Source organism: Rhizobium jaguaris, from assembly GCF_003627755.1.
GTDB lineage: Bacteria > Pseudomonadota > Alphaproteobacteria > Rhizobiales > Rhizobiaceae > Rhizobium > Rhizobium jaguaris.
Map to the genome: position 1 here is coordinate 3,170,575 of NZ_CP032694.1, position 23,554 is coordinate 3,194,128.

General features: G+C 60.5%; 19 protein-coding genes. 13 read left to right on the top strand and 6 right to left on the bottom strand.

Going from position 1 to position 23,554, the window contains the following annotated elements:
* Position 1: 1 nt before the first annotated feature.
* Positions 2-964 (bottom strand): carbohydrate ABC transporter permease, encoded by a 963-nt coding sequence (locus CCGE525_RS15460; protein WP_205587473.1) that lies wholly within the window; start codon positions 962-964, stop codon positions 2-4.
* Between the two features lie 26 nt (positions 965-990).
* The gene (locus CCGE525_RS15465) at positions 991-2,340 is read right to left on the bottom strand and encodes an ABC transporter substrate-binding protein (RefSeq protein WP_162950192.1); all 1,350 of its coding nucleotides are present in this window, start codon (positions 2,338-2,340) and stop codon (positions 991-993) included.
* A gap of 211 nt (positions 2,341-2,551) precedes the next feature.
* Here CCGE525_RS15465 and CCGE525_RS15470 point away from each other — a divergent pair, with 211 nt between their 5' ends.
* Together CCGE525_RS15470 and CCGE525_RS15475 are read left to right on the top strand one after the other, a co-directional pair.
* On the top strand, positions 2,552-4,762 hold the full coding sequence (locus CCGE525_RS15470; protein ID WP_162950193.1) for an alpha-amylase family protein: 2,211 nt from the start codon (positions 2,552-2,554) through the stop codon (positions 4,760-4,762).
* A gap of 182 nt (positions 4,763-4,944) precedes the next feature.
* The gene (locus CCGE525_RS15475; protein ID WP_162950194.1) at positions 4,945-5,703 is read left to right on the top strand and encodes a hypothetical protein; all 759 of its coding nucleotides are present in this window, start codon (positions 4,945-4,947) and stop codon (positions 5,701-5,703) included.
* Positions 5,704-5,739: 36 nt separating this feature from the next.
* Here the strand turns inward: CCGE525_RS15475 and CCGE525_RS15480 are convergent, their stop codons facing one another.
* Positions 5,740-6,522 carry an IclR family transcriptional regulator gene (locus tag CCGE525_RS15480; protein WP_245472023.1) on the bottom strand — a complete coding sequence of 261 codons (783 nt, stop codon included), beginning with the start codon at positions 6,520-6,522 and terminating at the stop codon, positions 5,740-5,742.
* A 519-nt stretch (positions 6,523-7,041) separates the two neighbouring features.
* Between CCGE525_RS15480 and CCGE525_RS15485 the strand changes: the two genes are divergently transcribed.
* On the top strand, positions 7,042-7,830 hold the full coding sequence (locus CCGE525_RS15485) for a transglutaminase domain-containing protein (RefSeq protein ID WP_120705053.1): 789 nt from the start codon (positions 7,042-7,044) through the stop codon (positions 7,828-7,830).
* A 186-nt stretch (positions 7,831-8,016) separates the two neighbouring features.
* Here the strand turns inward: CCGE525_RS15485 and CCGE525_RS15490 are convergent, their stop codons facing one another.
* The gene (locus CCGE525_RS15490; protein ID WP_120705054.1) at positions 8,017-9,123 is read right to left on the bottom strand and encodes a LacI family DNA-binding transcriptional regulator; all 1,107 of its coding nucleotides are present in this window, start codon (positions 9,121-9,123) and stop codon (positions 8,017-8,019) included.
* A gap of 239 nt (positions 9,124-9,362) precedes the next feature.
* Here CCGE525_RS15490 and CCGE525_RS15495 point away from each other — a divergent pair, with 239 nt between their 5' ends.
* The 8 genes from CCGE525_RS15495 to CCGE525_RS15530 all read left to right on the top strand — a co-directional run bounded on the left by CCGE525_RS15495 (position 9,363) and on the right by CCGE525_RS15530 (position 19,324).
* Positions 9,363-10,976, top strand: a complete 1,614-nt coding sequence (locus tag CCGE525_RS15495) for an ABC transporter substrate-binding protein (protein ID WP_162950195.1) — start codon at positions 9,363-9,365, stop codon at positions 10,974-10,976.
* A 175-nt stretch (positions 10,977-11,151) separates the two neighbouring features.
* Positions 11,152-13,731 carry a hypothetical protein gene (locus tag CCGE525_RS15500; RefSeq protein ID WP_120705056.1) on the top strand — a complete coding sequence of 860 codons (2,580 nt, stop codon included), beginning with the start codon at positions 11,152-11,154 and terminating at the stop codon, positions 13,729-13,731.
* Between the two features lie 116 nt (positions 13,732-13,847).
* On the top strand, positions 13,848-14,783 hold the full coding sequence (locus CCGE525_RS15505; protein ID WP_120705057.1) for an ABC transporter permease: 936 nt from the start codon (positions 13,848-13,850) through the stop codon (positions 14,781-14,783).
* 1 nt (position 14,784) lies between these two features.
* Positions 14,785-15,669 (top strand): ABC transporter permease, encoded by an 885-nt coding sequence (locus CCGE525_RS15510; RefSeq protein ID WP_120705058.1) that lies wholly within the window; start codon positions 14,785-14,787, stop codon positions 15,667-15,669.
* Complete coding sequence (locus CCGE525_RS15515) at positions 15,666-16,673, top strand: ABC transporter ATP-binding protein (RefSeq protein ID WP_120705059.1); 1,008 nt, start codon at positions 15,666-15,668, stop codon at positions 16,671-16,673. Before CCGE525_RS15510 ends, CCGE525_RS15515 begins: the two co-directional genes overlap by 4 nt.
* Positions 16,670-17,665, top strand: a complete 996-nt coding sequence (locus CCGE525_RS15520; RefSeq protein WP_120705060.1) for an ABC transporter ATP-binding protein — start codon at positions 16,670-16,672, stop codon at positions 17,663-17,665. Before CCGE525_RS15515 ends, CCGE525_RS15520 begins: the two co-directional genes overlap by 4 nt.
* A gap of 88 nt (positions 17,666-17,753) precedes the next feature.
* Positions 17,754-18,662, top strand: a complete 909-nt coding sequence (locus CCGE525_RS15525; RefSeq protein ID WP_120705061.1) for an SDR family oxidoreductase — start codon at positions 17,754-17,756, stop codon at positions 18,660-18,662.
* Positions 18,663-18,742: 80 nt separating this feature from the next.
* Entirely contained in the window at positions 18,743-19,324 is a 582-nt protein-coding gene (locus tag CCGE525_RS15530) for a histidine phosphatase family protein (protein ID WP_120705062.1), read from the top strand.
* Positions 19,325-19,413: 89 nt separating this feature from the next.
* Here the strand turns inward: CCGE525_RS15530 and CCGE525_RS15535 are convergent, their stop codons facing one another.
* On the bottom strand, positions 19,414-20,349 hold the full coding sequence (locus CCGE525_RS15535) for a phytanoyl-CoA dioxygenase family protein (RefSeq protein ID WP_120705063.1): 936 nt from the start codon (positions 20,347-20,349) through the stop codon (positions 19,414-19,416).
* 133 nt (positions 20,350-20,482) lie between these two features.
* On the opposite strand from CCGE525_RS15535, the gene CCGE525_RS15540 reads away from it, so the two are divergent.
* A complete protein-coding gene (locus tag CCGE525_RS15540; RefSeq protein ID WP_120705064.1) occupies positions 20,483-21,346 on the top strand; it encodes a helix-turn-helix domain-containing protein in 864 nt (287 codons plus the stop codon).
* On the opposite strand, the gene pdxR is transcribed toward CCGE525_RS15540, so the two are convergent.
* Entirely contained in the window at positions 21,336-22,763 is a 1,428-nt protein-coding gene (gene pdxR, locus CCGE525_RS15545; protein WP_120705065.1) for a MocR-like pyridoxine biosynthesis transcription factor PdxR, read from the bottom strand. The genes CCGE525_RS15540 and pdxR overlap by 11 nt on opposite strands.
* Positions 22,764-22,861: 98 nt before the next feature.
* Between pdxR and CCGE525_RS15550 the strand changes: the two genes are divergently transcribed.
* Complete coding sequence (locus CCGE525_RS15550) at positions 22,862-23,545, top strand: pyridoxamine 5'-phosphate oxidase family protein (protein WP_120705066.1); 684 nt, start codon at positions 22,862-22,864, stop codon at positions 23,543-23,545.
* The last annotated feature ends 9 nt before the right edge of the window (positions 23,546-23,554 follow it).

Genomic DNA, 23,554 nt, shown 5'->3' on the forward strand with positions numbered 1-23,554 from the left:
ACTACCTCTCGTCCTCGTAGTGAACCCAGTATTTGCTGGAGAGAAATGCCAGCGCGGTGAAGGCGCCGATGATGATGAGCAAGACCCAGCCCATGGCCGATGCGTAGCCCATCCGGAAATTTCCGAACCCCTGCAGATAAAGGTAGAGCGTGTAGAACAGCGTCGAATCGAGCGGGCCGCCGGTGCCGCCGCTGACGATGAAGGCGGGCGTGAAGGCCTGGAACGAATTGATGATCTGCAGGATCAGGTTGAAGAAGATCACTGGCGTCAGCATCGGCACGGTAATCATCCGGAACTGCTGCCAGCGGCCGGCGCCATCGACCACCGCGGCCTCATAGAGCTCCTTGGGGATCTGCTTCAGCCCCGCGAGAAAAATAATCATCGGCGAGCCGAACTGCCAGACATGCAGCATGATCAGGGTCCACAGCGCCGAATTCGGCGAGGATACCCAGCTCGCACCCTGGACACCGAAAACCGCAAGGATCTGGCTGACGATGCCGCTCGGACCGAAAACCTGCCGCCAGAGAATGGCAATCGCCACGCTGCCGCCCAGCAGCGACGGCACGTAGTAGACAGCCCGATAAAGCCCCAGGCCCTTGATCTTGGCGTTCAGCAACATGGCGAGCGCCAGCGCGAAGGCGAGGTTCAATGGTACGGCGAAGGCAACATAGGTGAAGGTCACCCTCAGCGAGGTTAGATAGCGGCTATCCATGGTGAACAGCCGGACATAATTCATCGCCCCGATCCATTTCGGCGGGTTCAGCAGGTTGAAGTTGGTGAAGGAGAGATAGAGCGACACCAGCGTCGGACCTGCCAAGAATAGCAGCATGCCGATGATCCAGGGCGCGAGAAAGAGGTAGCCCCAGCTGTTGTCGCCGAGCTGCCTTCGACGCCGCCGCTGGCGCTCCTTTGAAGGGGATGAGGTCAGCGCTGCAGGCGGCGCGCTGTGCCGTGCCGCTTGCATGCCGCTTTGACGTTGAGAGGACGACATCAGTTCAAAATGATCCCGGCCTCACCGAAGAACTTCGTGGCAGCGTCGGCGACACTGCTTTGGCCGAAGGCAATCGCCTGATGTGAGCGCTGCATCAGGTCCTGCACCTGTCCCCCGGTCGTCGGCCAGGTGACACCGGGAGCCGCAGAGTGGTTCTGGGTATATTTGATGACATCGGCCATGCTCTGCTCGATCGGCGAAACGGCTGGCAGGATCGATTCCGCAATCTTCGCCGACAACGGCACGCCACGTGCCATCAAATGGACCTTCGCGGCATCGGGATCGTTGGTAACGAAATTCAGGAAATCGACCGCCAGATCTTTCTGCTTCGTGGCGGCGTTGACGAAGACCTGTAAGCTGGCATTGATGAAGGCGCCGAATGTCGGGCCGGACAGCGCCTTGCTGTTGATGCCGTTCGGGACGACCGCGCAGACGAGCTTGTTCTTGGTCAGCGCCTGCAGCGACGATGCTATCGAGCTGTTGACGGGATACATCGCCGCCTTGCCCGTGATGATCGGCGAGGTCTCGTAGCCGCCTTCGGCCGCTGTGATCTCGGCAGGCGGCACGCCGCCCGCTTTGCGCAGATCGTCCCAGAAGGTGAACCATTCCGTCAGTTCTGCCTGCTCAAAACCGAGCTGGCCATCGGTCGTGAACGTCGACTTGCCGCGCTGACGCAGGAAGAACTCGAAGGGATAGAGCGAGCGAGTGCCGGCCGGCGCCCAAATGTCGGCGGAACCGTAGACCTTGCCGCCGCTTGCCTTGTTGATCGCTTTGGCCTTCTCCGCATATTGATCCCAGGTCCAGTCCGGGCCGGGCAAGGCGACATTGGCGTCCTGGAAGGCTTTCGTGTCGAGGAAGAAGCAGCCGCAGGCCAGCCCCCAGGGAATGCTGTAGAGCTTGCCGCCGACCTTGATGGTTTCAACGACACTCTTATTCGCATCAGCAAGATTTATCTTTCCGCTGGCGATGGCGTCGTCCAATTGCAGCAAGCGGCCCGACGCTATCAGCGCCTCGCGATTGTCGGAAATCTGCATGATGTCGGGAGCGTTGCCGCCGGCGAACTGTGTGGAAATCTTATCCTGATAGCCGATAAGTCCGCCATATTGCGCATCCATCTTCAGACCGGGATGTTTGGATTCGAATAGCTTCAACAACTTCAACGTCTTCTGGTGCCGGTCATCCGAACCCCACCAGGCGACCAGCATTTCGGCCGCTCCCTGTGCGCGGGCGATCTCGGGCAGCAGCCCGCTTCCGGCAAGCATTGCGGCGCCGATCAGCAGGCTGCGGCGACTAAGCTCGCCGTTCTCTGCAAATCGAGCCAAATCATCTGCGGTCTTATTCTTGGCCATGATAGCGGTCCCCTCCTCTGGGCCGTTCAGGGTATGAGCGCCGTCTCCTCCCGCCGCCCAGCGCTGAACGCATGGGATTCTTTGATCACATTCCCGGAGCGGTATCGAATGGTTTACGGTTGCTTTTCCGCATCGTGGAATTCTCATGTAAAGGCTGACGACTACCTCAGGATTTCCCCTAGTTTGGCGACGCAGATCAACCGAGACATGAGTGAGCGAATCCATGGCATTGGAACCCTGGTACAAGACGACACTGCGCTGGGCCCAGACGAATCTCGTCGAAATCGACCCGGCGCGCTATGACGAGCAATGGTGGCGGGAACATTGGCGCAGGACGCGCATCCAGGGTGTAATCGTCAATGCCGGCGGCATCGTCGCCTATTACCCCTCCGAATTTCCGCTGCACCACCGTGCCGAAACGCTCGGCGAACGCGATCTCTATGGTGAGATCGTCAAGGCGGCCCGTGAAGAAGGGCTGAAGGTCATCGCCCGCATGGATTCAAACCGCGTGGCCGAGGATTTCTATCGCGCCCATCCGGACTGGATCTGCATCGACATCGACGGCAAACCCTATCGCCAGGCCGACAAATACGTCACCTGCATCAACTCGCCCTATTACAGCGAGTACCTCCCGAAAATCATGGAGGAAATCATCGGCCGCAGCCAACCAGACGGCTTTGCCGACAACAGTTGGGCCGGCATCCCGCGCAAGAACATCTGCTATTGCCAGCACTGCACCAAGCAATTCCGGGAATGGTCAAACGTCGAACTGCCGCGCCGTCATGACTGGGCGGACGAGAGCTATCGGCTGTGGATCCGCTGGAACTTCAAGCGGCGCACCGATCTCTGGGAGTTCAACAACAAGGTCACCACCAAGGCCGGCGGCGAACATTGCGCCTGGATGGGCATGATCAGCGGCGATGTCTTGAACAACAACAACCGGTTCATCGACCTGCCTTCGATCCTCGCCCGCAGCCCGATCGTCATGCTCGACCACCAGCGCCGCAACACGACAGACGGCTTCGAGGACAATACTGAGGTCGGCAAGCGGCTGCATGAAGTCGGCGGCTGGGACAAGCTCATTCCGGAAAGCACGCCGCAATATCAACTCGGCTCTCCGGCCTTCCGCCTCGCGAGCATGCCGCCGGCCGAGGTGCGTCTCTGGTCGTCCGCCGGTTTCGCCGGCGGCATCCAGCCGTGGTGGCACCATATCGGCTCGCTGCATGAGGATCGGCGCCAGTACAACACCGCCGAACCGATCTTCACGTGGCATGAGGTCAATCAGGAAATCCTCGTCAACCGCAAGCCGCAGGCCGATGTCGCGGTCGTCTGGTCGCAGGGCAACCACAATTTCCACGGCCAGGATCAAGCCAACGACCGCACCATGAATCCCTATCGCGGGACAACACGAGCCTTGGACAGAGCGGGCATCACTTATCTGCCGGTCCATGCCGACGATATCGGAAAGGCGGCCGACCGTTTCGGCGTCCTGATCCTGCCCAACCTTGCCGCAATGTCGGACTCGCAAGTTGCCGCCGTCGAAGCCTTCGCCGCTCAAGGCAGGTCGGTCATTGCCTCATCGGAATCGAGCCTCTACGGAGAATACGGCAATAAGCGCGCCGATTTCGCCCTGGCGAAACTGTTCGGCGTCCATGCCAAGGGCGGCAGCCGCGGCGCCCAGGAGGCGGCCAATCCCGATATCGAGACCAGCTTACGCCACACCTATCTGCGTCTTTCCCCGGAACTCCGCGCCAAGGTGCATGGGCCGAGGGACAAGACCGCACCGGCCGCTGACGGCAGCCGCCATCCTGTACTTGGCGGGCTGGACGGAACCGACACCCTGCCCTTCGGCGGTTATCTGCCTGTTGTCAGCGTCGAGGACGACGTGAAGGTGCTGGCGACCTTTATCCCGGATTTCCCGATCTATCCGCCGGAAACTTCGTGGATGCGCCAGCCCTATTCGGATCTGCCGGCCATCACTGTGCGCGAGACGGCCAAAGGCGGTAAACTCGTCTGGTTCGTCGCCGACCTCGACCGCTGCTACGCGCGCGACGAACAGTTCGAACACGCCAAACTGATCGCCAATGCCGTGCGCTGGATGCTCGGCGACAAGTCCCTTCTCAGCCTTGAAGGAACGCATGGCTTCCTGACGGCAACGCTCTACAGCCAGGACAGCAGGCAGATCATCCACCTCAACAACCGCATCCTGACCTCGCGCGTGCCCGGCCGCCAGAACGAACTGCTGCCCATCGGCCCGGTCACCGTCCGGTTGCGTAAGCAGCCGGGCGCCAGCATTTCCGCTGACGTATCGCTTCGGGTAAGCGGTCGGAAAGCTCCGGCGAAGTCCGAAGGCAATGAACTCGTTATCGAGATCGGCGACGTCCTCGATCATGAAGTCGTCGTGGTCGATTGGAGCCGATAACCACAGAACCAGTCCCCTCTCCCCGCATTGCGGGGAGAGGGTCAGGGTGAGGGGCCAGGCACGAAGGCACGGCAACGGCGGCGGCGCCTGACAATCGGTAGATTATTGATTGGAAAAGAATTTTCCTTCGCGCTATCGGGAGAAGTGTCCCCCTCCCCGCTGCACGAGAGAGGGAGTTATTGGTGCCTGCTCCACCCGGCATCGCTCCGCCAGCGTTTAATTCACGCCATCGCAAACTCCACCACCAAAATATTCATTGCAACCTTACGATGCGTCTGGCAAGGTTTGGTAATGGCATCGGTTCCTGCCAGTCCCGAAAAGAGAATGACATGAAAGCGGTGTTCGCGGTTACCCTGCCCAGCCTGATATTTTCGGTCCACGCGATGCACGCCGAACAGCTAGGAGCGCCGATCGACGCCGATAGTCTTAGAGGAACGCCTGGCGTCGAAGTCGAAAGCACGGGCGATGGCGATGCTAGAATCATCACTATTCGCAAAGGTGGCGTCGAAATACGCCAAGAAATCGTCAACGGTGAGATCCAGTCCTTCGGTATCGACAACAGCGGCGAAGGTGCAGTTCTTTGCGCATGGGAAATGAACATCTCAATGAGCGTGGCTGTCGATGCTTGCTATGCATCCAAATTCGCCGGTGTTCGGCAAAATCTGAACTCCCAAATCAGCCAGATCAACGATTTTATCAGCAAAAACAATCTCACTCCGATCTCAAGAGCCGAAGTCGAGGCTGTTGAAAAAGTACATGCCGGAAAAGCCCGCGCAGAGTGGGCGAGATATTCGCGAAAACAATTGAGAGAGGCATGCTCGCACTATCCGCTGCTACCTCTGGTGCAGCAGATGTCAGGTATGAAGCAGACAGACAAACAGGAAGCCTTGGATCGCCTTCTCAGAACGCCTAGGCCTCCTGTTATGAATCCGTGTCTCTAAGCCAGAAAAATAGGAAACCGGTCTAATGGCTGCGCCCTACCCTGGCATTGCCCCACCCAACGCCAGCGTCAGTTCCTGCGCCGTTTCGGCCACCAACCGCCCGAGCGCGGGTACCCGCTCCATCGGAATACGCGACGGCAGCCCCGAGACTGAGATCGCGCAAACGCTCTCGCCCTGATAATTGTGCACGGCCGCCGCGACACAGCGCAGACCGGTGGTAAACTCTTCGTCGTCAATGGCGTAGCCGTTTTCGCGAACGGTTTCGAGTTGAGCCTCCAGCGCAGAACGGCGTGTCAGCGTGTTCGCGGTGAAGCGGCGCAGGCCAGAGCGCGACAGGACAGCCGTTACGTCCTCCTGCGAATAGGATGCAAGAATAGCCTTGCCCATGCCCGAAGCCGGCATCGGCACGCGACCGCCGATGCGGTTGATGGCACGAGCGATTTCGCGGCTTTCGACCTGGTTGATCAACACCACTTCGCCATCCTCGACAACGCCGAGATTTGCCGTCTCATGCGTCTGATCGCGCAGGCGGCGTAGAAACGGCAAGGCCGGCGCTACGAAGCTGCGCTGGCGGGCGAAAGCCGAACCGATGGCAAAGGTCTGGCGGCCGATATGCCAGAGCCGGTCCGTCGGGTTGAACTGGATGAACTGACGCTGCTCGAGCGTCGTCAAAATGCGGTGCACCGTCGATGGCGCAAGACCGGTGCGGCTGACGAGATCGGTCAGCCGGTTGCCTTCGTCGTCCTCTCCCAGGACTTCCAGCAACATCATAGCCCGCTCGACGGATTGAACGCGACCGTGAAGATCCTTCTCCTCCATGAATGCTACCACTCCCTTTTCGACCGAATGCATCCGGGCACGATCACAGGCTTGCGCTCGCCCTCCGGTGGCCGAGCGCCTGCAACATCCCATCGATTGAAATTTCCTCCCGAATGACAGCTTGGTCTGACATTCCTCTCAGCTTCTCAGACCACGCGGATGTGGCCCTCAACCAAGTTGTCATGCGACTATGGTAGCGCTACCGTCATTGGTCGTCAACGGCTATGTTTTCAGTCGCCAAGGCAGGACCAGAGACTTTGGGGGCTGTTTCAGCGGAAAAATCGGGTCTTATGTAGCAAGTGCCACCAATGTTCGGTGCCGGCCTCAAGCGGTTATAACGCTCTCGTGAATGTCATGCGAGAATTTGGGACTTCCGAGGTGAGCCTCGATATTGATTGGACCGGATGACGGGATTATCAAAGAGATTTGAGCGAGGTGCCGGATCGAGCCGCTACCGACCTTGCCGATGACGTAAAAATCAACTCAGCGTGTGCTCCAATCAGTATGATGGAGAAACACATGGAAGGCGTCGATCGCTGGGTTCCGTATAGTACGATGACCAATCCAGGTCGTCACGCCAGCGCAATCACCGCGCTTCCGACCGAGGTTGGCGCTCTAATCCAAATCATTCAAGGCGTCTTGGTTCATTCCGACTGGGTGAAGGAGTACGGCCTTGACGAGACGAAGCTGAATTCGACGGCGCGAACGACACTGCCGATCGCGGAGCGTTTAGACGACGTCTTAAGGCGAGATTCACAGCCCCTCAACGTCCAGCGGTCGGCCGACAAGCGGTCGGTAGGAACCTGCCGCGACTACGCTCTAATGCTCTGCTCCTTTCTGCGATGCAAAGGTATTCCCGCCCGTGTACGCTGTGGTTTTGCAGCTTATTTCTCCAATGGATGGGAAGATCACTGGGTATGCGAATACTGGGACTCTGGCGCTGGAGAATGGTGCCTGTGCGATCCCCAAATCGATGAGATGCTGCGGCAGAGGAGCCAAATCTCGTTCGCTCCGGCCAACGTTCCACGTCAGTCCTTTATGTCGGCGGGGGAAGCATGGCTGGAATGCCGGCGAGCGAGAGCAGATCCAGCTTCCTTCGGCCATGGCAACGTTACTGGTCTGTGGTTCGTGAAAATCAACGTGCTGCGCGACCATTATGTGCTGAACGGTCGCGAGACTTCGAGTTGGGACCGTTGGCGGGACGCGCCAAAGCCCAAACGCGCGGTAACCGGCGGCGAATTGGAGTTACTGGACGCGTTAGCCACAAGCCCGGAGCAACCGTTGGTGGAGATTGCGCCAGACTGGTAGATCCGCCAAATCCAGAACTCGTTCGGCTTCGTGACATGACGCCGACTCGTGGAGAGCGAGTCTGCAAGGCATGTTTTGGCGCAAGGTTTGCCTCCAACACCTTGGCCGCTCATGGCGCATAATCGCGCTCCACCGCTGGTAGCATATGCTACCGAATACCGGAAGAATCAGACGAAATACCCGATATTACCACGTTCCCCGGGTGGGACTCCGGGCGAGACCTCCATGGCGATCGGTGCTGCCGCGCTTCATGACCTGGAAGCCGAGATCGACGATCGTCGGGCCGCCCTCATCGCCATCCAACCGGCGGCGCAATGCTAGCACGGCCTCATGACCGGACTCCCAACGCGGGCTACGCACGCTGCTCAGCGACGGATGCGCCGCCTCCATGATGTCGAAATCGTTGAAACCGGCAATGCCGAAGTCCTCCGGCACACGAATGCCGCGCTGCATGCATTCGAACAACACGCCGAGCGCCATGCTGTCATTGTTGCAGAAGACGGCATCCATGCGCGGATCAGCTTCCAGAAGGCCGCTCAACAGCCTGCGCGCACCGAGCGGGGTAGCGAAGCTCATTTTTTTCTCATCTCTATGTTCATGCACCGGCTGACCTGTGATGATCGGCGTAATCAGCTTTGGATTGTACATGCCCGCTTCCTTCAGCGTATCCGTCAGTCCGGCGAGACGTGCGAGCGAGCGGCCGTTCATCCAGCCGCTCAGGAAACCGATATGGCGATAACCGGCCTCGATCAGATGACGGGCAATGCCTCGACCGGCCTCGTAGTGGGAAAAACCGATCACCGTGTCGATCGGATCATCAGTCAGATCCATGATCTGGATGACCGGGCATCCGGCCTTCTCCAGCATGCTGCGCGATCTGGGGTTCTGATCCGTACCGGAGATGATCATGCCGGCCGGCTTCTGCCGCAGCATCTGCCCGATGAGGCGCTCCTCCTCTTCCTCGTTGTAATGGGTATTGCCGACTTGTATCTGAAGATTGGTGCCGTCGACGCCGTCATAGACGCCTCTGAGAACGTCGGAGAAGATGTTCTGGGTCAGCGAGGGGACGAGAACGCCAACCACATCGGTTCGGATCGAAGCTAAAGCGCGGGCGTTCAAGTTTGGAACGTAGTTCAGCTCGCGGACGGCGTCGTCGATCATTCGCCTCAAGGCTTCGGAAACCTGAGTGGGATCGCGCAGTGCCCGTGATACGGTAATGGCTCCGACACCGGCGCGGCGTGCCACGTCGGCGATTGTTGGACGACCGTCGGTCCGGCGACTCCTCAAATCCATTCCCCCGAATGCTAGCTGCAGGTCCCCTGGTACCTGCTCGATATCTGATCGTAAGACAGGCCGGCCCGTGTTCAAAGCCGGTTTATGAAATTCGCCACAGCCATTCGAAATGCGCTTGACGACCCCATTTGGTAGCGCTACCGTAATTGGGCGTTGCTCGTCAACTCGCCTAAACCAATAAAAAATCAATAAAATTTGTAGGGAAGAGATGCGACGCCTCGATAGAGGAGGATTCGAGTGTGACATTGACCAGACGTACCTTTATGGGCCGTTCCGCCGCCATTATCGCCGGCGCCGGTTTGGCTGCCAATTTCGCAATACCAGCAGCAGCACAGAATAGCCCCGAACTCAGATTGGCCTTTGCCGCCCGCGGGCTGCGCACCATCGACCCGGCCTTTTCCATCCAGGGCGCCGACGAATGGGCGATCATCCACATCTTCGACCAGCTCATAGACGTGCCTCTTGGTCATTTCCCCAACAGCATGGATGAGGTTCAACCAAATCTGGCCGAAAGCTGGACCATGTCGCCGGATGCCAAGACCTGGACGTTCAAACTGCGCCAGGGTGTAAAGTGGCACAAGGGCTACGGCGAGATGACCTCGGACGACGTGCTCTTCACGTTCCAGCGTCTGCGCGATCCCAAGCAGCTCGCCGCCAACCATGTTCTCTTCAACAACATCGCCGATGTGAAAGCCGATGGCCCCTATCAGGTCACCTTCACTCTCAATCAGCCCGATCCCTTGTTCCTCGTTGGTCCGCTCGGTCATTTCTCATCCAGCATCGTGCCCCGCAAGGCCGTGACGGAAAAAGGCAAGAATTTCGAGAAAGACCCGATCGGCACCGGTCCCTACCAGTTGGTGAGCGTCGAAAGCGACCCTTCGCAGGGCGTGAAGCTGACGGCCAATCCAGACTATTTCGGTCCGGCGCCGCTGACGAAGGATATGCATATCCTCTACATAGCTGACACCACGGCGCGCACGCTGGCGCTGTTTTCCGGTGACGTTCACATGATCGAAGGCGTGCGCGCACCCGGCTGGGTGGCGTCCATCCAGCAGCGCGGCGCCGGATACCATTATGACGTCGCCTCGCCGGGCAGCATCTTTACGGTTTCCTTCAATCTGAAAGTAAAGCCCTTCGACGACCCGCGCGTCCGCCAGGCCATGGCCTACCTGATCAATCGCGACGAGATCGCGGCAGCGCTTGCCCCTGTCGGATTGAGAACCTACGGCATCAACCCGCCATCCTATCTCGGCGGCTTCACCGCCGACACCATCCCAGCCGAAGTGCGTTACGACTACAGTCCCGACAAGGCGAAGAAGCTCCTTGCCGATGCCGGCCTTCCGAATGGCTTCCACTTCAAGGCCGACACCTCGCAGCGCGAGGATTATCAGTCGATCATGCTGATCATCCAGCAGCAACTGCGCGTCGGCGGCATCGAGATGGAGCTCAATATCAAGGATCATACGGCGTTCCATGCCGATCAGGGCAAGGACACCAACACGCTCTACCAGCGTTCCGCCGCCTATCCGCCGGTGCCGACGCTCGCCATTATCGAGCAGTTGAGCAAGGACGCCGAGGTCAAGGCGGACGGCTCCGGCGGCCCGAATTTCAGCCACTATGGTGTCGTTACCCCGGGGATCGACGATATGCTGGCGAAGGCACAGGACGAGCCCGACATCAACAAGCGCATCGAACTCGTGCACGAGATCGAGACCAAGTTCTTGAAAGACATGCCGTTGCTGCCGATTTGCGACAATGGCTACATGCTGGTTCGCGCCCCGAATGTCGATCTCGGCTACGAACTCAAGTCGGGCTACGCCCATTGGCGCCTGACGAGGACGAAGATTACCTGACGGTAAACCGCCGGGGGACGCTGACCCGTCCTCCGTCGCGCCCAAAATGCACGACGCCCGGGAGCCTCGCTTTCGAGCGAATGAGTTTTCGCGCCTGTACGACCCGACACGACCGGGCCACAGGCCTCTTGTCCGCGGTGCGGAGCCTAGTCTTATCTTGCGAGGAATTCTTCATATGGGCATTTTTTCGACCATCACGATCGTCCTCTCCGGCCGTGACGATGCATCCAGGTCCGATGCCGTTCGCTGGGCGGCGGCTGAATTGAAGCGGGCGCTGGACAAACGCGATGTCGAGACAACAATCGCAGAAACAGCAGGGCCAGGATTCAATATCGAAATAGCGAGCGGCGCCCAGGGTTTCCCGCCAAAGATTTCCGCGCCTCGTCCCGACAAAGAGGAATCCTTCGCGCTCCACCGCGAAGCGGACCGGATCCTTGCCTGGGGATCGGATGAGCGCGGCCTTGTCTATGCTCTGACGGAACTGGCGGATCGCGTTCGTTATGCCGGCGGAGAGGATCTGTTCGCCGGCACCTTCCCGCTCGTCGAGCAGCCCTCGGCGCGGGTACGCAGCATGGCGAGACTGTTCTGCAGCGAGGAAGAGGACAAGGTCTGGTTCTACGACAAGCAGCAATGGCGCGATTATCTGACCATGCTTGCCTCGAACCGCTTCAACCGCTTCGCCCTGACGCTCGGCATGGGCTACAACTATCCCTACCACAATCCCTGGATATCGGACGTCTATTTCTATTTCCCCTACCCGTTCCTGCTGCAGGTTCCGGGCTACAAGGTGGATGTCGTCGAGCTTTCGGAGGAGGAGCGCGACACCAATCTGGAGATGCTGAAATTCATCGCCCGTGAGGCGGCGAAACGCGGGCTGGAATTCCAGCTCGCACTCTGGACGCAGCGCTATGATTTCGACGACGTACCGCACGCCAATTACACCGTCCGCGGCGTCACCAATGATAATCTCGCGCCCTATTGCCGGGATGCTCTGACGCTGCTCCTGAAGGAAGTGCCCGAGATTACCGGCCTGACCTTTCGTGTCCACGTCGAAGGCGGCATAGCCGAAGGCGATTACGGTTTCTGGCGCGAGGCTTTCGCGGGTGTCGCCGCCGCCGGCCGTCCTGTCGAGATCGACATGCACGGCAAGGGCCTCGATCACGAGATGCTGCAGATCGCCCGCCAATCCGGCATGCCCTTCGCCGCTTCTCCGAAATACCTCGCCGAGCACATGGGTCCGCCCTACCACCAGTCCGCCATCCGTAACAAGGAATATCCGCCGGAGGTGGCGCGCAGCGAGCGCGAGCAACTGAGCGAAGGCTCGCGCAAATTCCTGCGCTATAGCTATGGCGATCTCCTGACCAAGGACAAGGACTACAAGGTCATCTACCGCATCTGGGCCGGCACCCAGCGCGTGTTGCTCTGGGGTGATCCGGCCTTTGCCGCCGGCTACGGCCGCAGCTCGATGTTTGCCGGCTCCGACGGGGTGGAATGGTGCGAACCGCAGAGCTTCAAGGGGCGCATGGGTACCGGCATCCCTGGCACACGCTTCAACTACCAGAAGCAGGGCATGCCGACCCGCTACGACTGGCACAAATACGACTATCAATACCGCGTCTGGGGCCGTCTGCTCTATTATCCGGAAGCGCCGCGCGAAAGCTGGATGCGCTATCTCCAGCATGAATGCGGCGATGCGGCTGACATCTGCGAACAGGGTCTCTCCTGGGCAAGCCGCGTGTTGCCGCTCATCAGCCTGACCCACGGTCCCTCCGCCTCCAACAACCATTATTGGCCGGAGGTCTACACCAACATGCCGCTGATCGAAGGGACCGGACAGCGCGCCTATGGTTTCGACATGGAAGGGCCTGTGCGTTTCGGCAATGCTCCGACCTTCGACTCCAGCCTCTTCGCCAATCCGCGCGAATATGCCGAACTGCTGCTCACCGGCAGGGAGTCCCATCGCTACACGCCGCTTGATGTTGCCGACTGGCTTGAGAAGATGGCCGATGGCTGCGATCAGGCCGTACTCGACGCCAAGAAGACTGCGAGCTTCGGCAAAGCGGCCGTGCAGCGAATGATCGTTGATGTCCAGATCTGCGGCGGCATAGCCCGCTTCTTTGCCGAGAAATTCCGCGCCGCCTGCTGGGCCGAGCTGTTCATCGCCACCAAGGTGTCGAAGCTGATCGAGCCGGTCATCGACCATGCCCGCCGCTCGGTCATGGCCTGGCAGACGGCCGCCGACGTTTCGCGCGATCTCTATCATGACGACCTGACCTACGGACCGCAATCCTGGCTGCGTGGTTCCTGGCACTCGCGCCTGCCGGAGATCCAGGCGGAGATCCTCGATCTGGAATCACTGCGCGGCGGCAAGACGGAATCCGTGCAGCCGACGGTCGAGGTACAGGCAGCAATCGACGCCCTGGTCGGCCGTAGGCCGGTATTGACACAAAAGTTCAATATCGAAGCGCCGCTATCCTTCAAGCCTGGTAGCGCATTTACGGTCCGCGTCACCGATGCGGTGGACGAGGCACCGGTGCTGCATTATCGTCATATCAATCAGGCGGAGCGCTGGAAGGCGATGACGATGACACGCGATGGGCAGGGTTATGCAGCCGTCGTTCCCAGCGACTACACGAACTCCAAATTTCATCTGCAGTACTTCATCAGCGCCAAGAGAGACGGCCGCGCCGTACTGTCGCCGGGGCTGGAGGACAACCTCGCGAACGAGCCCTATTGCACAGCATTGCAGGTTTAGGAGCTTACTCGAAACATCGGGGCGACTGTCGACTGCCCCGATGCCTTAGCCGTTTTGAGACCATTGATCGGAGACGGAGGGAGCCGTTTCCATCGATGGGTGGAGGAGATGGAAATATGGCCCGATACTTATTGCTGCGGTTGCTGGACGCGATCCCGACCGTTCTGCTGGTCCTGACGCTGGTATTCATCGCCATGCGCATCCTGCCGGGTGATCCGGCAATTGCCGCGCTAGGCGACATGGCAACCGCCGACCAGCTCGCTCAATTCCGCGCCAAGATGGGCCTCGATGCGCCGCTCTGGCTGCAATATATCCATTTCGTCCTCAGCGCCTGCACGCTCGATTTCGGCAAGTCGATGATGACCAACCAGTCCGTGCTCGGACTGATCGCCTATAACCTGCCCTACACGATCGAGTTGACCGCCGTCGCCATGCTGATCGGCACTGCCATCGGCATCCCCTTCGGCGTCGTTGCCGCAACCCATCGCAACGGCGTGCCGGACAGCGGCATGCGCGCCTTCTCCTTGATCGGCTACGCCATCCCCGACTTCTATCTCGGAGCATTGCTGCTGATCGTCTTCGCCCTTAATCTCGGCTGGTTTCCGATCAATGGCGGCGGCAACAATTTTCTGGACAGCCTCTATCACGTCTTCCTGCCGGCACTGACGCTCGCCCTCGTCAAGGCCGCGTTTATCGGCCGATTGACGCGCACGTCGCTGCTGGAGGTGCTCGGTAAGGATTATGTGCGCACGGCCCGTGCCAAGGGCGCGGGCGAAACCCGTGTCATCTATCGTCACGGCCTGCGCAACGCGCTGCTGCCACTGACGACAGGCATGGGTCTCAGCCTGCTCACGACGCTTTCCGGCTCGGTCGCCATCGAAATGGTCTTCAACCGGCCAGGCATCGGCAAGCTGCTGATCAACGCCATCGCCGAACGCGACTATGCCGTCATTCAGGGCGGCGTCATCGTCTTCGCCATGGTCGTCGTTCTCGTCAATCTGGTGATGGACCTGCTCTATATCGTGGTCGATCCGAGAATTAGGGTGAAGTGAGATGACGCTGACCATCGATCGCGATCTCCCGGAAATCGCTCCCGCTCCGACATTCTCCTCCCATCTGCAGCATCTGCTCTTCGGCCGAGTGTCCACCATCTTCGCGCTGCTGCTGATCATCATCTTCGTCGCGGTCGCCGTCCTGGCGCCGTTGATTGCCCCCTATGATCCGCTGCAGCAAAGCTTCCTGGCGATCAATAAGGGTGCATCGGCCCAGCATTGGCTCGGTACCGATCAGTTCGGCCGCGACGTGCTGTCGCGCATGATCTACGGCTCGCGAAACTCGCTGATCTTCGGCCTCGTCTCGCCGCTCCTTGCCGCCGCCTTTGGGACTACGCTCGGAGTCACGGCAGGCTTCTTCGGTGGCACGCTTGACCGGCTGGTATCGCGGCTGATCGATATTCTCCTTGCCTTTCCGGAGCTGTTGCTGGCGATCATCATCGCCGCGGTTCTGGGCGGTGGATTCTGGAACATCGTGTCCGTCATTACCGTCGCGTTCATTCCGGGCTTCGCGCGCGTCGCCCGCGCCTCGACGCTTTCCGTCAAGCAGGAGCCCTATGTCGAAGCCGCGATTGCCGCCGGCGTGCGGACGCCCGTCATCATCTTCCGCCATGTTGTCCCCAACATCGCCGCGCCGATCGTCGTGCTGATGACATTGTGGGTGGCTTCGGCCATCCGACTGGAAGCGGCGCTGAGCTTCCTCGGCATCGGCACCCAGCCGCCGAACCCGAGCTGGGGCAACATTATCCGTGACGGCCTCAACAACATGTTCGGTTCATCCTGGCCGATCATCAGCGCCGGCTGCGCCATCACCTGCGTCGTGCTCGCCTTCAATCTGCTCGGCGACGCCGTGCGTGACGTGCTGGACCCGGAGACCGCCTCATGACACCACCACTGCTCAAGGTCAACAATCTGGCGGTGGAAATAAGCGGCAAGACAGGCAAGGTGCGTCTCATCGATGGCGTCAGCTTCGAGATCGAAGCCGGCGGCGCAGTCGGCATTGTCGGCGAATCCGGCTCGGGCAAATCGATAACGTCGCTGGCGATTATGCGGCTGATCCCGGAGCCGCCGCTGAAAATCGCCGAGGGCCGCATTGCGTTCGACGGCACCAACCTGCTGGACCTGCCACTTTCCAAAATGCCCGAGATTCGCGGCCGTGACATCGCGATGATCTTCCAGGAGCCGATGAGCTCGCTCAATCCGGTCATGACCATCGGCGACCAGATCGGCGAGGCGCTGAAGCTGCATGCTCGCGGCACCCGCAAGCAGCGCCGCGCCCGCATCATCGAGTTGCTCGGCCTTGTCGGCATTCCCAATCCGGAAGGCAGGCTCGATGCCTATCCGCACCAGTTCTCGGGCGGCATGCGTCAGCGCGTGATGATCGCCATGGCGGTCGCCTGCAATCCGAAACTCCTGATTGCGGATGAGCCGACGACAGCGCTTGATGTCACCATTCAGGCGCAGGTGCTGGAACTGATGCACAAGATCAGGAAGACGCTGAATACGGCAGTCCTCCTCATTTCCCACGATCTCGGCGTCATCGCCGATGTCTGCGACCGAGTGATCGTCATGTATGCCGGCCGTGTGGTCGAAGATGCCGACGTCCGCTCGGTTTTCCGTGCGCCGGCCCATCCCTATACCCGCGCTTTGTTGAAATCGATTCCACGCCTCGGCGGCGACCAGACGCGCCTGTTCCAGATACCGGGCTCGGTTCCGGCGGCGGGCTCGGTAAAGCAAGGCTGTCCCTTCTATGGCCGCTGTACGCTGCGGGTCGACCGCTGCGCCGCCGAAATGCCGCCGATGTTTTCCTTCGGCACTGCCCACCGCGCCGCCTGCTGGGTGACATCGAGCAACATGTCGGCGACGTCACCTAAGGAGGTGGCAAAATGAATACCATCCTGCGCGCCGAAGGCATCAGCAAAACCTTCTCGGATGGCGGTGGTTTGTCCTTTGGCACGCCGAAACAGGAAGTCCGGGCCGTCGACAGCATCGATCTCGAAATCAAGCGCGGCGAGACGCTCGCGCTGGTCGGCGAATCCGGCTGCGGCAAATCCACGCTCGGACGGTTGCTGCTCAGGCTGATCCAGCCGAGCGGCGGCAAGGTCTGGTACGACGGCACCGACATTACGGCGCTTTCCAGCGAACAGATGCGCAATATGCGCCGCAAGCTGCAAATGGTGTTTCAGGACCCCTATGGATCGTTGAGCCCTCGCCGTTCGATCGCGCAGATCATCGCCGAGCCGCTGGATGCTTTCGGAATGCTCCACTCGGCAAAAGAACGGCGCGACAAGGTGGCGGATCTCCTGACACAGGTTGGCCTCGCTCCAGCCTTCATGGATCGCTACCCCCGGCAGTTTTCCGGCGGCCAGCGCCAGCGCATCGGCATTGCCCGCGCCATTTCGGTCGAACCAGATTTCATCGTTGCCGATGAACCGGTCTCCGCGCTCGACGTTTCCGTGCAGGCGCAGATCATCAACCTGATGCAGGACCTGCAGCAGCAGAAGGGCTTTTCCTTCCTGTTCATTGCCCATGATCTCGCCGTGGTGCGCCATATCGCCGACCGGGTGGCGGTGATGTATCTCGGCCGTATCGTCGAGATCGGTCCCAAGAAGCTCATCTACGACCTGCCGCAGCATCCCTATACACAGGCGCTGTTGTCAGCCGCTCCCGAGCCGGACCCGGATCTGAAAAGCCGCCGCATCATTCTCGAAGGCGACGTGCCGAGCCCCACCAACATGCCATCGGGCTGCGCCTTCCGTACCCGCTGCCCGCTCGCCAGGGACATATGCAGCGCAGAGCGGCCGCCGCTTCGTGAAGTCGCTCCCGCGCAATGGGCCGCCTGTCATTTCGCTAAGCCCAACCCGATACCGCTCAAGGCTTGAGAGGCGTATCCTTCCGGCATGATCGTTGCCGCGGCGCTGTCGAGGACAGCCTGTCGCCGGGTGAACATTGCGAATATTGGAGGATCAAATGACTCTTCAGGGAAAAATCGCCCTTGTCGCCGGCGCCACGCGCGGTGCCGGCCGCGGCATTGCCGTCGAATTGGGAGCCGCTGGCGCGACCGTCTATGTCACCGGGCGCACGACGCGCAATCATCAATCCGATTACGCTCGCCCCGAAACCATTGAGGAAACGGCGGAATTGGTAACGGCGGCCGGCGGGTACGGCATCGCGGTGCAGACCGACCATCTCGTTGCCGACGAAGTGCGGCGACTGGTCGAGCGCATTCGTGTCGAACAGGGACGGCTCGATATCGTCGTCAATGACATCTGGGGTGGCGAAAAACTGTTCGAATGGAACAAATCGGTATGGGAGCACAATCTGGATGCCGGCCTTCGTCTGCTGCGGCTTGGTATCGACACGCATCTGATCACCGCACATTTCGCCCTGCCGCTTCTGATCGAACGCCCCGGTGGCCTATTGGTCGAAGTGACCGACGGCACCGCCGAATATAATGCCGACCACTACCGGCTTTCGCCCTTCTACGACCTCGTCAAGGTGGCCGCGACGCGCATGGCCTGGGCGCATTCCAAGGATCTCATGTCCTATGGTGCAACGTCCGTATCGCTGACACCTGGCTGGCTGCGGTCGGAAATGATGTTGGAGGGCTATGGCGTCAGTGAAGACAATTGGCGCGATGCCACCGCAAAGGTTCCGCATTTCATCATCTCGGAAACCCCGCGCTTCGTCGGCCGTGCCGTCGCAGCGCTTGCCGCGGATCCGGATCGCGCCCGCTGGAACGGCCGATCGCTTTCCAGTGGCGGCCTCGCACAGATCTATGGCTTCACCGACCTCGACGGGTCCCGCCCGGATGCCTGGCGCTACGTTCCCGAGATTGAGGATGCCGGCAAGCCGGCGGACGCGACCGGTTATCGATAGGCTGCCGATCGTCCCTCGACAGACCGTCTCGCAGATGCGAAGAATCGCCGGGAGTTTCAGCGCGATTGAGAGGCGTCCAAATGAGCAGTTCGCATCCGGAAATCTACCTGGTTCGGCATGGACAGACGGAATGGAGCCTGTCCGGCAGACATACTGGGCGAACCGACATCCCTCTGACGGCGGCCGGTGAAGAAGCCGCCCGCAAAGTCGCCGGCCGCCTCCCCGCCATCGATTTCGCCGCGGTCTGGTCGAGCCCGTCGCAGCGCGCCAAGAGCACCAGCGCGCTGGCGGGCTTCGGCGATGCGCGTGTCATCAAGGAGGATCTGGCGGAGTGGGATTACGGCGCCTACGAGGGCGTCACCACCAAAGAAATCCTGGCTCAGCGTCCCGGCTGGCAACTGTTTCGCGATGGATGTCCCGATGGCGAAACGGCGGCCGACGTCGGCGGGAGAGCCGACCGGATCATCAGCGAGCTTCGGGAGGTGAACGGCAGCGCTCTGATCTTCTCCAGCGCGCATTTCCTGAGGGTCTTCGCCGCCCGCTGGCTCGGCCTGCCGCCCGAAGGCGGCGCACACTTCGTGCTCGACACCACCAGCATCAGCGTTCTCGCCTACGAACACGACCTGACCGAACCGGTCATCCGCCGCTGGAACCAGGTTTGACGGATCGTCCAGGCATCGGTTGTCGGCAGACAGAAATCGAACGGCAATAGCGCCGCTCGATCAAAGTTCCGCAACCACCTTTACCAGGATTACCAGGCCGTCAGCCCCAGCAGTTTTTCGCCCAGCGGCGTCAGAACGGCCGTCGCCGCATTGCGTTTTTCCCACTCGCGGGGATCGCCGGGAAACGCCTCGCGTTTCGGATGATCGCGCTCGCGCCACAAGCGGATGCGTTCCTCGCGCTCGGCGACATTGTCGAACTCGGCAGGATGCATCGAAATATACTGCGCCATGCGGACTCGGTTTTCCGCATGATTGGGCCGGACGCCATGGGCAAGCAATGAATTGAAGATCATCAGATCGCCGGGCTCCATGTCGATGTTGACGACCGAAAGGCTGGCCATGTCGGGGTGCATCGGGTCTCGATCCGCGGGCTGCGTCTTCTCCCATTCCTCAAAGTGCTCGAACAACGCCGGCACGCACTGAAAACCACCGACGTCGCCGTCCTGCTTCTTCAGGCTCAAGACGCCCTGAACGCCTATCGGCAGGGGACGCAGGGATGTATCGACATCCCAGTGAATGAAGCCGTTCGGATTGCCCTTGATCTTCTTCGGCGGATTGAGATTGGCGCGATCGATCGTCACCCACATATCCTCGCGGTCCCAAATATCGACGAAGGCGCCGTAGATGCGCGGCTCCATACGATTGTCCCAAAGATACTGATGGTTGTAGATCTCTAGCATGCCGGTGTTGTTGAGCTCTTTCATTTTGTGCTCGCGGCGCTGCGGCGCATACCAGGTCGACGGATCATTCGGGTCTTTCTCGTCGAAGGCCCAAAGCACCTCCACAAGCCGCTCGACATTGGCGGGAGGGACGGCCTGCCGCACGATCACATAGCCTTTGGTGATCCAATGCTGCCAGTCTTGCTGCGAGAGGACCCGCAGCGGCAACGTCTTCTTGATGTCCTTCAACTGCGTCATGGCCGAAGACGCGGTCGGATGTGCGTCCCGTTTCAAACCTTGTTGCATATACGTCTCCCATCTCGTTGATCCCCGTCACATCAGGCGATGCTCCAGCAATAGCGGGATGCAGGTCGGTCATGTTGCCTGGGTCTGGCCTTTTCTGATACTATTCTAGCTTCCGTTATCATTTAGACGCCCGATGAGACCCTATCTTGAGATATTGCCACGGTCGCAGGAAACGTCGTGGAGCATGCTGAACCGGCGGCTCGACGATGTCATCCCCTTCCAATGGCATCATCATCCCGAATTCGAACTCACCCTCACACTGAACTCGGTCGGGCAGCGTTTCATCGGTGACCATAGCGGCGACTATGGCGACGGCGATCTCGTCCTCGTCGGCCCCAACCTGCCGCATACATGGGCCTCACGCGCAAAGATCGACGAGCATAAGCCGCATGTTGCCCTTGTCTTTTGGTTCCATCGCGACTGGCTGTTGCAGATGTCGGGCGGTGCAGTCGAATTTCGGCCGATCGAGGCGATGGTGATGCGGGCCGATAACGGCCTGCAATTTTCGAAAGAGATCGCTGCGGCGGTGCGGCCGGACTTCGAGGCAGTCTTCGAAAGGCGGCCTGTCGAACGTCTGCTATCGCTGTTGAGCATCCTTGTCAGGATCGCCGATGACAGGAAGGCGACGCCGCTTGCAAGCGCGCCGGGCCAATCGCAGGACCTTCGGGAGAGCCGGGAACGCATCGACCGTGTGCTGACACATATGCATCTCAACTATGCGCGCCCTATCAGCCTGGATGAATTGGCCGATATCGCCGCGCTCAGCGTTTCCGGTCTGCATCGGATGTTCCGCCGCCACACCGGCACCGCCATTTCCGATTATCTGATGCGCATGCGTATCGGCGACGCCTGCGCTCGCCTCTCGTCTACCAATCAGGCGGTCCATCAGATCAGCGATGCCGTCGGCTATAATTCCATCGCCAATTTCAACAGGCAGTTCAAAACCCTGAAGGGCATGACACCGCGAGAGTACAGACGATTGTTCGTCAGGCCGTGACTTCTGGAAGCCGAATGAGTTTGGCAATCTTTGCCGCTGCCGCGTCCGCCGCCTCGGGCGCCATGCGTGCGATTCCGAACAGCAGCCCCGGTCGCGGCGGCCCAAGATGCAGGGCAGACATGGGCCGAAGCGCGAAACCCTGGGCATTGATCCTCCGCACGACCGCGCGATCATCGGCCCCTGCGTCCCGGAACCACGCAGCCAGTTGCAGCCCGCCGGTGCCCTCGCCGATCGTAAGCTGATCTCCGCAATGGCGGCGCAACGCGGACACGGCGGCCGCCATCCGCTCGGCATAGACCGCATTCATATGTCTCAGATGCGCGCGAAACCGGCCCTCGCGAATGAAATCGGCAAGGGCCGCCTGGATATGGATCGGTACGACGGCCCCTCTCAGCCGCTGCGCGGCAGCGGTCTCGGACACAAGCCGGGATGGCACGACCGCATAGGCGATGCGCAGGCCGGGCGCCAGCGTTTTCGAGAATGTACCGAGATAGGCGACCACTTCGCCTCGATCGATGCCCTGCAGCGCTGCGATGGGGCGTGAAGCATATTGGAATTCGCTGTCGTAATCGTCTTCCAGCACCACCGAACCGTTGGCGCGCGCGAATTCGAGCAAGGCCAGGCGGCGTGGCAGGCTCATCGTCACGCCGGTCGGATATTGGTGGGAGGGCGTGACGTATATCAGGCGCGGTGTCGGACCGGCAGCCTTGGCAACATTGATGCCTGCCTGGTCGCACGGCACCGGCACCAGGTCCGCACCCGCCATCCGCAGCAACGCCTGCGCCGTTCCATAGCCTGGCTCCTCAATCCAGGCGACGGTCCCTTTCGGGCGATCGGGCCGCAGCAGGACGCGCGCCAAAAGATCGATGGCGGCTCCGGTCGAAGGAACGATGAGGATTTGTTCGGGACGGGCGATCACGCCGCGCGTCGCGGAGATGTGCTCGAGGATTGCCTCGCGCAACTCGCGAATGCCGCTGTGGGCACCATAGCCGAGGTCATGCACCCGCAGCGAACGGCCGCGAGCGCCAAGGCAGCGCGCCCAGGCGGCATGCGGAAAAGCTGCAACATCCGGCACGCCGGGCTCGAAGAGGCCGCCCGCGCCCATCTCGATCGCTGGCACCGGGCTGAGCGTCGTCGGTGCGGCTTGCCCCTGCAAAGGAGGCGTGGCAAAGGCGGCAACGCGCGTCGCAGCGCCCGTCGTTGATTGCAGATAGCCCTCGGCTTTCAGCCGCTCATAGGCATTCACAACGGTGGAACGCGCGACGCCGATCGAGACCGCCAGCCACCGTGTCGACGGCAGCCGCTGCCCTGGCGGCATCTGCCCTTGGAGAATACGATCGCGCATCACTCGATACACCTGCCCCTCCAGGTCGCCTGCGGCCCGATCGAGTGCCGGCCATTGCGCAACAAATGCCATGGCATCCCTCAACTGGTCTGCTGAAAATAGATAAACTGGTTGTTTATAGCCTACCTGTTTGGCGGCAAGAATCAAAAAGAATACCAGCGAGGAAAACGATGGCTGATCTCTACCCGCCGCAAGCCGACGACTATCCGACCACCGAACGCTCGCGCGTGCGGCGCGAACATCATCGCGGCAGCCATGCTCGTGCCGACGTTTATGCGGTTTTGGATGCCGCACCTCTCTGTCACGTCGGCTATGTCATCAATGGCGCGCCCTATGTGACGCCGACGCTGCATTGGCGCGAAGGCGACCACGTCTATTGGCACGGCTCGGCCGCAAGCCGCTTTCTGCGTGCGGCAGAGGACATGCACGTCTGCCTCACCTGCAGCATCTTGGACGGCTATGTGCTCGCCCGCTCCGCCTTCAATCATTCGGTCAATTACCGATCCGCCATGGTTTTCGGCACGGCCCGCCTGCTGGAAGATGCCGAGGAGAAGGCCGAGGCGCTGCGCCGCTTCGTCGAGAACCTGTTCCCGGGCCGCTGGGATAGCCTGCGGCCGATGACCGGGCAGGAGGTGAAAGCCACATCCGTATTGCGGATGGAAATCGAGGAGGCGACAGCCAAGGTCCGCAACGGCCCGCCGGGCGATGCAGATGAGGCGCATTTTCCCGTCTGGGCGGGCGTCCTTCCGGTGCGGAGCCATCTGGTTTCGGCGGAACCCGCGCCTGGATTGCCCGACGGGATAGAGCTACCCGAACCGCTGGCGGCGCTGATACAATCGGGCCGGATTCGATAGATTGCCTTC